The sequence below is a fragment of the Dysgonomonas sp. 521 genome (assembly GCF_010501055.1).
In the GTDB taxonomy this organism is placed as follows: Bacteria; Bacteroidota; Bacteroidia; order Bacteroidales; family Dysgonomonadaceae; genus Dysgonomonas.
In genome coordinates, this window is the sequence record NZ_QVMO01000015.1 from 25,697 (window position 1) to 37,610 (window position 11,914).

Sequence of the window (11,914 nt, forward strand, 5' to 3'; positions counted from 1 at the left end):
GAACTCATCTTTATCTTTACCTCGGAGTATGCAGTGAATATACAAGTATATTTATAAAAAGAAACTCCGTGTTACTCCTTTTACTCCGTGGTAAAATAAAAAGTCGAACTACTTCTGCTCTAAATCCCATGCTAAATTCTTAATCTACATTTATTTTCTTAGTTTTGTACTTTATCTAATAAACTATAAACCATGAAAAACAATCTTTTTAAGTGTGCTATTCTATGTATAGCGATTTTAGGCATGGCATCGTGCAAACAAGCCAAGAAAACGGAGGAGGCGCCGAAACCTGTTATTATAGCTTATGTAGGAGGCTATAATGGTTTGGTCGATGTAAATAAAATATCGCCGGACAAAATTACCCATATCAACTATGCTTTCGTTGATGTAAAGGACGGAAAAGCCTTTCTGACAAATGAGGCTACAGATACTACCAACTTCAGAAAGCTAAATGAACTAAAGCAAAAAAATCCTGATCTCAAAATCCTGATTTCGATAGGAGGCTGGACATGGAGCCGCAACTTCTCAGACGCGGTTCTTACCTCCGAAGGGCAAAAAGCATTTGCTAAATCTGCCGTTGAAATCATGAAAAACAATAATCTGGATGGAGTGGATATAGACTGGGAATATCCTGCCATACCCGGGGATAAGGGAAATGTATACCGTCCCGAAGATAAGCAGAACTATACATTGATGTTCGAAGCCATCAGGGCCGAACTGGATGTGCTTGGAAACGAAACAGGCAAAAAATATCTGTTGACTACCGCGGTTGGGGGCTTCCAGAAATTTATTGATAACACCGAAATGGCTAAAGCCCAACAGTATCTGGACTATGTGAATATAATGACGTATGATTATCATCCCGAAAAACAAGCAGTACACCATACCAACCTGTATGCTTCCGGCAAATATGAGTTGAAGCAAAGCGCCGATATAGCGGTAAAAGCTTATATAGCAGCCGGAGTTCCCGCCGAAAAACTAGTGATGGGCATCGCTTTTTACGGAAGGGCATATACATTGAAAAAAAGTTCTTCGAAAGGAATTGGAGATCCTGTTGTAGAGCAAATCCGTGGTGCCGGATATACATATATAAAAGACAGCCTGGTCAATAAAAATGAAAATTACAGGTATTGGGACGAGACTGCCCGTGCGCCATATCTGTTCAATTTCTACAAAGGGCTGTTCCTGACTTACGATGATGAGGAATCCGTAAAAGAAAAATGCCAGTATGTACTGGAAAATAAGATGGCGGGAGTAATGTTTTGGGAATATAGCTCCGACCCGAAAGAATACCTGCTAAATGAAATAAACAAGAATCTGAAATAGGGTCACACAGTCCTGTTTGTTTTGCTTAATGTATTTTAACAGGAACGAATTCTTAGATTGACCATCTGTTTGTACTTTTGATTTCAGGCTAAAGTGCAAAACAAAATAACAAGCCACTTTATTGCAAGATAATGTGGCTTGTTTTACAATAAACTATACATGAAGAAAAAACGGATACTTTGGGCAGATGATGAAATAGATATGTTGCGTTCGCATATTCTCTTTCTCGAAGAAAAAGGATATGAGGTTACCCCTGTGAACAGCGGACAGGATGCTATTGACAGCATCAGGGAAGATTCGTTCGATATTGTTTTTCTGGATGAGAATATGCCGGGATTGTCCGGTATAGATACGCTGGGGCAGATAAAGGACCTTAACCCGAATATACCGGTAATTATGATTACCAAAAGCGAGGACGAAGGGATTATGACACATGCCATAGGAAAGAAAATAGCCGATTACCTGATAAAACCTGTCAACCCGAACCAGATACTGCTCTCTATTAAGAAGAACCTGCACAAAGACGATATCGTTTCGGAAATGACGCTTGAAAGTTACCGCGAAGAATTTGGTAAGATCAGCGCACGTATAAACGATTCCCTCACTTACACCGATTGGGTGGACATTTATAAACGGCTGGTTTACTGGGAACTTGAACTTACGGCATCGGGCAGCCCTTTGATTGACCTGCTCAAGATTCAGAAGAATGAGGCAAATGACAGTTTTTGCAAATATGTCAAACGGAATTACGAGTCGTGGATACAGAATCCGGACAATCGCCCCTTAATCAGTCCCGAACTATTTTCCAGAAAGGTTTTCCCTTTGCTCGAAAAGGAAGAAAAAGTATTCTTTGTCCTTATCGATAACTTTCGTCTCGACCAGTGGTGGGATGTAAAAGACCTTTTGGCGAATGATTTTTCCTTTTCGGAAGATGAATACTTTAGCATACTGCCCACAGTTACACAATATGCCCGCAATGCGATCTTTGCAGGGCTGATGCCGGCACAGATAGTGAAGTTATACCCCGGGCTCTGGGTGGAGGAAGAAGAGGACGAGAGCAAGAATATGAATGAGGAAGCCTTGTTGCAAACACAAATAGAGCGTTTCAGGCGCAAATATACTTTCTCGTACAATAAAATACTGTCTTCATCCTCAGGCGAAAAACTGGTGCAGAATATGAGCGCGCTGGCTAATAAGCAACTGAATGTGGTGGTTATCAACTTTGTGGATATGCTTTCCCATGCCCGCACCGAATCGAAGATGATACGCGAACTTGCCTCCGATGAGGCGGCTTACCGTTCCCTGACCCGTTCGTGGTTTAAGCATTCAAGCACAATGGATATCCTGCGCAAGGCTAAGGACATGGGGTACAAGATTATACTGACTACCGATCATGGTACTGTACGGGTGAAAAATCCGCAAAAGGTAATAGGGGATAAAACCGTCAACTCGAATATACGCTACAAGGTAGGGCGTAATCTGGACTATGACCGGAAGAAAGTTTATGATATACATTCGCCCGATAAAGTGGGGCTGCCAACTCCGCATATCAGCACGAAATACATCTTCGCCACAGGCGATGACTTTTTTGTGTACCCCAACAATTACAACTACTATGTATCTTATTATGCCGATACATTCCAGCATGGCGGCATCTCGATGGAAGAGATGATCGTGCCTTTTATTACGCTGACGGGGAAGTAAACCAATATGCCGATAAGTCAATGTGCCAATATTAAATATATCTTTGCATGTCAATTATCCAAGATTTCAAGTAAACATATAAATTAAAAACCGGATGAACATTAAAATACAATCATTAGATAACATAGACGAAGCCGCTATAGAGTTTATAAAGGCTATGGGCGACAATACCGTTTTTGCCTTTCATGGAGAAATGGGAGCCGGAAAGACGACTTTTATAAAAGCTATATGTGAAAATCTGGGCGTTTCGGATACTATCAACAGTCCTACTTTTGCCATTATAAACGAATACCGTTCCGATAGCGGGGAACTTATCTATCACTTCGATTTCTACCGTATAAATAAGATAGAGGAAGCTTTCGATTTCGGGTATGAAGATTATTTTTACAGTGGCAGCCTTTGCTTCATCGAATGGCCAGAGAAGGTTGAAAGCCTGTTGCCGAATGATACGGTAAATGTTAGTATCAAGGTGCAGGAAGATGGGAGCAGGGATGTGGAGGTAGATTTTTGATACTCAAAAAAGATCAGAATTCCCCATCATAGTCATCATCCTGACCACCGCCTTTTTTACTCTTTATAATATTAAATTTGTAAGAGAAGCTAAGCATAAAATACCGGCTTATACTATTCGAACGCGAGTCGGACATATAGTTGCCGCTTACATAACGGACGATATTGTTGCGGTCGTTGAGTATATCGAACAACTGGAGTTTGACCGTGCCCTTTTTCTTTTTCAGGAACAACTTTGATATGGACGCGTTCCAAAGAATTTCTTTTTTCTTGAAGTCATCCCCATAACCCGCATAGTAGGTCATATTCAGGTCGTTTTGTACCGAAAAATCGTAAGGTAATTTCCACAGAAAGGAGTGTTGGACGGTGTATGTCGATGTATTCCTGTCTTGCGCACTGGAGAGGTTATTTCGTGTGATATTATATGTCATACCCAGTTGAAGGTGTGTTTCAAATTTGTCAACCTTGAATTTTCCCGACACTTTTTCGCCTATCACTATATTGTGGGTTATCGCCTTTTCCGCGTTCGTATATCCGATGTTTTTGTAATAATTGGTGTACGTGCTGTTGTCGATAGTAAATTTCTTGTTCCGTAGCGGAGTATTGAACATGAAGTTGATATTAGCCCCCATGTTGCCGCTCATGTTCCTGTAGGTATTGACACTGTTTCCCAAATCGTCAATTGTAGTATAATCGATTATGTTATTGAATATGTAATTAAATCCTCCTGATAGCATAAGGAAACGATTCGTCTCATAATCCGACTTCCGGTAATATACGCTGAAATTGTTGCTATAGCTTGGTTTCAGGTCAGGGTTACCATAGTATTTAGACAAAGCGCTTGTGATAACCGTATCTGCCGACAACTGGGTTATTCCCGGCTGGCTTGTAGAGCCGGAATAACTGAGGTCCAGACTGGTCTGTTCGTTCGGTTGGTACGAAAAATTGAGGCTGGGAGAGAAGTTGACTACACTCTGTTTCACATTTTCGATAATAGAGTCGCCGATACTTACTTTACTGCGTGAATATGACGGGTCTATGCTGAATCCGATGGTATAATTGTATTTTTCTTTTGTAGTCTGAAAATTGAGGCTGATATTCTGGTTGATATATTTGTTATTCGTATTGCGGGCATACGCACTGTCCAAAATCGTATATTCCCCTGCGTCATCCTTTTTGCGGACATCGCGTATGCGCTTCGAATCATTTAACCCGTAAGAATAGGACAATTGCAGCCTGTGATCTTTTCCCAGAGGCTCAACGTAAGACATGGAAAGGTTGTAACTGTTCGTCCGGTTATCCGTTTTGTTGCGCTGGTCTATAATTTTGTCCTCCGTATCGTCTGTGTAGGTAGTGTATGAGTAATTTGTCCCTTTGTTATTGTCTTTCCGTATCGAATTGTTGAGGGTCAGGCTGATCGTACGGCCTTTGTTATTCAGCTTACGCCCGATGGTTATAAAATTGTTTATGCTGTAACCATCTCCTTTGGTCTGGCTGTTCGAATATCCTGAAGTCGTGTCTTTCTCGGCTACATAAGAGAGATTTGTCGAATTTTGCCGGTTATTAGTATTACTAAAGCTGATATATGAACGTGCGAAGATAGTGGTCAGTGTGTCGGGCTTCCATTGCATATTCATCCCGAAGTTCATATTTTCCCTTTTGCTACGATATGAGGCTTCCTGTTTGGAAAAACGGTCGCCTGACGAAAGGAAGGTCTGGGTATTGGTTTTAGTCTCCATCAGGTTATCGTTGCCTGAATACCTGACATTTCCTCCTATCCTGAATTTGTCGGATGATTGGATATAGGCATTAGCTCCAAGGTTTTTGTTTTTATCAATACCATTGTTCATATCCAGCGTGTAGCCACCGCCATCGTTGATGTTGTTTAAATCCGCTACTACCGACATTTGGTTGTCGTTTCGCATATAGTTTACCAGTACCTTATTGGCATACTTGTCGTCACTCCCATATCCGGCTTTTACCTCCCCGAATATGCTCTGTTTCAGCTCTTCCTTCACTACCAGATTAAGTACCTGGTCGGGGTCTTTATCTTTGAAGCCTGTTACCTGGGCTGTCTCCGATTCTTCTTTATAGAGTTGTAGTTTCTTTATCATATTGGCAGGCAGGTTTGCAAGCGCCATTGGTATGTCGTTGCCGAAAAACTCCTTGCCGTCTACCAGTATCTTTTTCACAGGTTTGCCGTTTGCCGTGATATTCCCGTCAGCATCTACTTCTACACCGGGTATATTCTTCATCATATCCTGTAGCATATCGCTTTCCTGCGAACTGTACGAGTTGGCGTTATATTCTATCGTATCCCCTTTTACCAATATATCCGGCACCTTTGCCTCTACTACTGCTTCTTTGAGCTGTACTACGTCTTCTGCCAGATAAATATCCCCGAATGAATAATCCGGATTTTTAGGAAAAGTTTCAAATTCTTTCAGAAATTTCTTATACCCGATGAAGGATACATCCAGTATATATTTCCCTGCGGGAGCTGCCAGCCTGAAGCTTCCTTTTTCATCAGTGGCTATACCTTTTATGTAAGCGCTATCGGTCTGATTCAGTAGCTTTATGGTCACGTATGGGATAGGCTCTTTTGTTGTAGAATCGGATACAACACCTTGTATATAGCCGTTCTTTTGCTGTGCTTGTAGGGTAGCAAAAGGGAGTACAGAAAGCAATAAGATGATATACAGGTGTTTCATTAGGGATTTGGATATATTCGGTTGCAAAGGTAAGTGCTTTTTGGTTATCCGGCGGATATTTAATCATTCCCCTTCATAAAATATATTAATCTCATGCTGATAAAAAGGTTTATAGTATGGGTTAGGACAATTATTAGTTTTTCGGTTCGGTTTATTCTATAGATGCCGGAAATAATAAAATTCCATAACTATTTAGAGTCTGTTTAAATTTTATAGCAAATCTTTTTTATAGCTGTTTTTAGATGGATTTTATCATTTTTGCTAGCCGGTTTAGCGGGCTAAACCAAGAGTAAAAAGGGTAAAATACGGCAAAAAGAGCATAAAAAAATTGCTAAGAACTATTGACCTGAACCTGTAATAAAAATTTTCGCTAAAATTTAAAACAGGCTCTTAACGGAATGAGTGACAGGAAAGATGTTAATGCATCGAAACAAAACTAAATATACACAAAATGATGAATATTTGAATCATAATATCTTCAATATGGAGAGCATCGGTTTACTTCTATATCAAAAAAAAATGCTTACTTTGTGCAGTTTATTTAGTTACATATAAAAGAAAACGTAAAAAAGAGTCAAAGGTATATGTCAGAAGATGTTTTTAAGAAGATAGTTTCGCATTGTAAAGAGTATGGTTTTGTTTTCCAATCCAGCGAAATCTATGACGGATTGAGTGCCGTGTACGACTACGGGCAAATGGGTGTGGAATTGAAAAACAACATCAAAAAATACTGGTGGGACAGTATGGTGCTATTGAACGAAAATGTTGTAGGTATCGATTCAGCTATATTTATGCACCCTACCATCTGGAAAGCATCAGGACACGTTGATGCCTTCAACGACCCTTTGATTGACAATAAAGACAGCAAGAAACGTTACCGTGCCGATGTCCTCATCGAAGACTATCTGGCAAAGATTGACGATAAGATAAACAAAGAAGTGGAAAAAGCGGCGAAACGCTTCGGGGAGAGTTTCGATGAGGCTATGTACCGCCAGACTAATCCGCGTGTACTGGAAAACCAGAAAAAACGCGACGAGGTACATGCCCGTTTCGCAAAAGCGTTGAATGACACGAATCTGGAAGAACTTCGCCAGATAATACTCGATTGCGAAATTGCGGATCCGATAAGCGGAACGCGTAACTGGACGGAAGTACGCCAGTTTAACCTGATGTTCGCTACCGAGATGGGGTCTACTGCCGATGGAGCTATGAAAGTATACCTTCGTCCCGAGACGGCACAGGGTATCTTTGTAAATTTCCTGAATGTGCAGAAAACAGGACGTATGAAAATACCTTTTGGTATAGCCCAGATAGGTAAGGCTTTCCGTAACGAGATCGTTGCCCGTCAGTTTATCTTCCGTATGCGTGAGTTCGAACAGATGGAGATGCAGTTCTTCGTTCGTCCGGGAGAAGAATTAGACTGGTTCGCCAAATGGAAAGAAGTACGTATGAAATGGCATCAGGCTCTTGGATTCGGCAGCCAAAAATACCGTTTTCACGATCATGACAAGCTGGCGCATTACGCGAACGCGGCTACAGATATCGAATTTGAAATGCCGTTCGGGTTTAAAGAAGTGGAAGGAATCCATTCCCGTACCGACTTCGACCTGAGCAGCCACGAAAAATATTCCGGTAAAAAATTACAATATTTCGACCCTGAACTCAATAAATCGTATACTCCTTACGTTATTGAAACGTCTATCGGGGTAGACCGCATGTTTTTGTCGGTACTTTCTGCTGCATATGCGGAAGAAGTGCTGGAAGATGGCGAAACACGCGTTGTGTTGAGATTACCTTCGGCTCTGGCTCCTATCAAACTGGGAGTATTACCATTGGTAAAGAAAGACGGGCTGCCTGAAAAGGCTCGTGAAATTATTGACGCATTGAAATTTGACTTCAAATGCCAGTATGATGAGAAAGACAGTATAGGTAAACGTTACCGCCGTCAGGATGCAATCGGTACTCCGTATTGTGTGACTGTAGACCACCAGTCGCTGGAAGATAATACCGTGACTATCCGTTACCGCGACTCGATGGAGCAGGAACGTGTAGCTATAGATAAGCTTTCGGATATTATCTCCGATAAGGTAAGCATGAAAAATTTATTGAAGACAATTGGGTCGTAATATTTAAAAATTTAAAGTTTAAAGATTCAAAGATTTAGGGGTAAGCATTAAAAAACAGCAATTTTTAAATTTTTGAATCATTAAATCTTTGAACTCCATATAATAGAAAATATGAATAAAAAACTATTAGCATTAGCTGTTTTCCTTTGCACTATAATGTCTTTCACTGCGTGTATGAATGACAAGGACGATGATGATAATGTAAGTGATGAATGGAAAACATATAATAATAAGCTGGTAAATGAAGTAGCTTCCAATTCGGTATACTCAGCCCGTGCTTCGATGAGCGGCAACGGGAGTGTGTACTGGAAATCGGTGGATGACTTTATACAAGATGAAACATCAACAGCATCCCCCTCTACTAAAATTACCGAAAGCGGGACGCCTTACATGACAGACAGCGTAGCTATCAGGTATGAGGGATGGTTCTACCTGCTGGATGGGACAAAATATACGTTTGATTCTACAGAAGGAGATAAGAATGGTATTCCATTCCGCACCAGAGTGAATAGCGGGTTAGTTGATGGTTTTGTCACAATGTTGCAGTACATGAGAAAGGGAGATCAGGTTGAGGTTTGTATTCCTTACCTGCTCGGTTACGGTACTTCAGGTTTCTATAATAGTGGCGTACAGGTTATCCCCGGTTATACGACTTTGTGGTTCAGGATGAAATTGATGGATATTTATCCTAATAATCCGGATGAATGGAATAAGTAAGTATTTGTATCGATATAATGAAAGAGGGAAGTAATTTACTTCCCTCTTTTGTTTTATTAATTACTAATCAAATATTTATGCGAATCAAGGGTTAAATGTGCTGTTTTTTGTCCCTTTAGGGACTGAATTGTTGGTAGAAAGAAGCTTTAACCGGTTAATTGCGTGCCGTCAGGTACGCAATATCTACAGAACAATTCACATTTTGTACCTGACGGCACAAAAAAACGAATTTCATTCATGCTTCTACCAATATGATGTGCCTAACGGCACATTTAACCCTTGATTGGCATTATTTATTGATATATTTCAGGCAGTTTTCGGGCAGACACATAGGCCTGCCACTACATCTGTAACGAAAAGCGCGGCATTAATTGTTATTTCCCGCTGAATAGTAATTCCATAAACTCTTTTCCCCTGATAAGTCCGTAAGCTCCCTTCGGAGATTCGAATTCATCATATACCTGTACATTATCCGCGTCTCCGTTCGGACGGTAGATAAGGAAAGGAACAGGCTTGTTTGTATGCGTTTTTATGGCGCATGGAGTAGGGTGGTCGGGTAAAATGGCTATTGTGACAGGCTCATCCCAGTCTTTAGTAGCCTCATATATTGTCCTTACCACACGGTGGTCTAGATACTCGATTGTCCGTGTTTTTAGTTCGTAATCCCCTTCATGTCCGGCCTCATCACTTGCCTCGATGTGCAGATATACGAAATCGTCGTTTTTAAGGGCGTCTATGGCTGCCTGCGCCTTCCCTTCATAATTTGTATCGTAAAGGCCTGTTGCTCCTTCCACATGGATTAGTTTAAGCCCTGCATACACGCCGATGCCCATGATTAAGTCTACAGCCGAAATTACAGAGCCGCTTTTGATACCGAACAATTCCTGCAGGGTTTGCATTTGAGGGCGGTATCCCGGCGACCAAGGCCAGATACTGTTTGCAGGGTCTTTTCCTGCCGCTATCCGTTTTTTGTTTATCGGATGGTCTTTCAGCAATTCCTGTGATTTCAGAATCAATTGGTTCAGATAGGCGGCAGTCTCCTGCGCGTCCGGTGTGTCAGCTTTTATCAGTACATCCCTGAATGGTGTACCTGTAACATCGTGCGGGGCTGTGCAGTCCAGATGTTTGTTTCCGCCTTTCAGTTTCAGCAGGTGGCGGTACGAAACTCCGGGGTAGAAACTTACTTTCCCGTCATTTAGCTCTTTGTCCAAAAACAGGATCAGTTCTTTGGCCTCTTCACTCGAGATGTGTCCGGCAGAATGGTTCTTTATCTTGCCATCCTCTATGCAGATGAGGTTGCAGCGCATGGCCATTTCTCCGGGAAGTATATCTATACCCATACTGGCAGCCTCCAGAGAGCCTCTTCCTTCGAATACTTTGGGCACATCATATCCCATAACCGAGAGGTTGGCAATCTCGCTTCCGGGCTTGAATCCGACCGGTATTGTGTCCAGTTCCCCGCTTTTTCCTTTAGCTGCCAACATATCTATATAAGGCTTTTTAGCAGCCTGCAACGGAGTCTTTCCTCCCAATGCGGCAATAGGCTCATCAGCTGCTCCGTCCGCTAAAATTATAATAGTTTTCATATTTATGTTTCTAATTCATTTTGAAGTACAAAATTCGTTATAATTTATTTGAAAAGCAATTTTTATTCATTTTTGATGCTTTGTGGTGTACAAATTGTTATTTTATCTCTACTAATATAAATGACCATTATGGGCAGTACATGACAAAAAAAGGTCACAGGAGCGAAGCGTATGCTAAAGTCATAAGTGAAATCTGTTTTGTTCTTTTTCCTGTGTAACTTTTCTTCTTGTAACGTTGATTAATTTCATTTAATCACGGAGGTGCTCCGTGTTGTTTTTACAGAGTACACCGGGTTATCTCAGCGTTCCATTAATTCATAACTAATTACCTCTCTATAACAGATAAATATATAGAAATAAAATGACAGTTATATTCAGAATTCTCTCAATCCTGATACTTTAAAACGGCTCAATGTTTCCACTTTTACATCTTTTCCGGCTGCTATACCGTTTGCCGACAGGGCTTGCTCTACTGCTTTGAAAGCTATTTCGGGATGGTTGTTATCCTGGCTGAGATGGCAAAGCCAGATGTTTTGCATATTTTCGTTGTAGATACTGGCTATAAATTCGGCGGACAGGCGGTTGCTGAGATGCCCCATACCATTACCGATGCGTTGTTTCAGGTAATAAGGATATTTGCCCGCCTGAAGCATATATTCATCATAATTGGCTTCTATTACCAGATGATTGGCTTTGCTGGCATATTCGCGAATCTTGTCTGTAATACATCCTGCATCAGTTACAAGTACAAATGTTTGTCCGTCAAATTGGATATGATAACCGACATTGTCGATGCTGTCGTGTGGCACTTCAAATGCCGTTATCTGAAATTCGCGGATGGAGAAGGGTTGTTCTTTTTCGATAACCCGGCGCGACTGTGTCAGGCTGGCACGCACGGCCCTGTTGCGCAGTATACCGCTATGAACAGTTTCTGTAGCATATACCGGGATGTTGTATTTGTCGCCAAGGCACCCGACAGTTTTTATATGGTCTGCATGGTCGTGGGTAACCAATACGGCTATAATTTTATCAAAAGAGACTCCATATTCGCGCAAGGCCTTTTGTATAGCGCGAATACCCACACCCGCATCAATAAGAATACCATATTCATTGGTTCCCAGATAGTAGCAATTACCACTGCTGCCGCTACCAAGACTAAAAAATTTGTATTTATATTGAGTGAATAAACTATATTGCATAATGGGTGCAAAGGTATGTAGTCTGCGAAGAAAAA

At 41.2% G+C, this 11,914-nt stretch carries 8 protein-coding genes; 5 read left to right on the top strand and 3 right to left on the bottom strand.

What is annotated here, in order from left to right:
- Positions 1-192 precede the first annotated feature (192 nt).
- The 3 genes from D0T84_RS06725 to tsaE all read left to right on the top strand — a co-directional run bounded on the left by D0T84_RS06725 (position 193) and on the right by tsaE (position 3,541).
- Positions 193-1,326, top strand: a complete 1,134-nt coding sequence (locus D0T84_RS06725; RefSeq protein ID WP_163307118.1) for a glycoside hydrolase family 18 protein — start codon at positions 193-195, stop codon at positions 1,324-1,326.
- Between the two features lie 159 nt (positions 1,327-1,485).
- A complete protein-coding gene (locus D0T84_RS06730) occupies positions 1,486-3,030 on the top strand; it encodes a PglZ domain-containing protein (RefSeq protein WP_163307119.1) in 1,545 nt (514 codons plus the stop codon).
- 94 nt (positions 3,031-3,124) lie between these two features.
- Entirely contained in the window at positions 3,125-3,541 is a 417-nt protein-coding gene (gene tsaE, locus D0T84_RS06735; RefSeq protein WP_163307120.1) for a tRNA (adenosine(37)-N6)-threonylcarbamoyltransferase complex ATPase subunit type 1 TsaE, read from the top strand.
- 13 nt (positions 3,542-3,554) lie between these two features.
- On the opposite strand, the gene D0T84_RS06740 is transcribed toward tsaE, so the two are convergent.
- A complete protein-coding gene (locus D0T84_RS06740; RefSeq protein ID WP_163307121.1) occupies positions 3,555-6,251 on the bottom strand; it encodes a TonB-dependent receptor domain-containing protein in 2,697 nt (898 codons plus the stop codon).
- 584 nt (positions 6,252-6,835) lie between these two features.
- Between D0T84_RS06740 and D0T84_RS06745 the strand changes: the two genes are divergently transcribed.
- The gene (locus D0T84_RS06745) at positions 6,836-8,377 is read left to right on the top strand and encodes a glycine--tRNA ligase (protein WP_163307122.1); all 1,542 of its coding nucleotides are present in this window, start codon (positions 6,836-6,838) and stop codon (positions 8,375-8,377) included.
- A 111-nt stretch (positions 8,378-8,488) separates the two neighbouring features.
- Positions 8,489-9,094 (top strand): FKBP-type peptidyl-prolyl cis-trans isomerase, encoded by a 606-nt coding sequence (locus D0T84_RS06750; protein WP_163307123.1) that lies wholly within the window; start codon positions 8,489-8,491, stop codon positions 9,092-9,094.
- Positions 9,095-9,468: 374 nt separating this feature from the next.
- On the opposite strand, the gene D0T84_RS06755 is transcribed toward D0T84_RS06750, so the two are convergent.
- Positions 9,469-10,680, bottom strand: coding sequence for a cofactor-independent phosphoglycerate mutase (locus D0T84_RS06755; RefSeq protein ID WP_163307124.1), 1,212 nt, complete (start codon positions 10,678-10,680; stop codon positions 9,469-9,471).
- Between the two features lie 374 nt (positions 10,681-11,054).
- A complete protein-coding gene (locus D0T84_RS06760; RefSeq protein WP_163307125.1) occupies positions 11,055-11,879 on the bottom strand; it encodes an MBL fold metallo-hydrolase in 825 nt (274 codons plus the stop codon).
- Positions 11,880-11,914 lie beyond the last annotated feature (35 nt).

Excerpts from the sequence above, each read along its gene's own strand:
- D0T84_RS06725 (WP_163307118.1), top strand. The coding sequence starts at position 193 with ATGAAAAACAATCTTTTTAAGTGTGCTATTCTATGTATAGCGATTTTA.
- D0T84_RS06730 (WP_163307119.1), top strand. The coding sequence starts at position 1,486 with ATGAAGAAAAAACGGATACTTTGGGCAGATGATGAAATAGATATGTTG.
- tsaE (WP_163307120.1), top strand. The coding sequence starts at position 3,125 with ATGAACATTAAAATACAATCATTAGATAACATAGACGAAGCCGCTATA.
- D0T84_RS06740 (WP_163307121.1), bottom strand. The coding sequence starts at position 6,251 with ATGAAACACCTGTATATCATCTTATTGCTTTCTGTACTCCCTTTTGCT.
- D0T84_RS06745 (WP_163307122.1), top strand. The coding sequence starts at position 6,836 with ATGTCAGAAGATGTTTTTAAGAAGATAGTTTCGCATTGTAAAGAGTAT.
- D0T84_RS06750 (WP_163307123.1), top strand. The coding sequence starts at position 8,489 with ATGAATAAAAAACTATTAGCATTAGCTGTTTTCCTTTGCACTATAATG.
- D0T84_RS06755 (WP_163307124.1), bottom strand. The coding sequence starts at position 10,680 with ATGAAAACTATTATAATTTTAGCGGACGGAGCAGCTGATGAGCCTATT.
- D0T84_RS06760 (WP_163307125.1), bottom strand. The coding sequence starts at position 11,879 with ATGCAATATAGTTTATTCACTCAATATAAATACAAATTTTTTAGTCTT.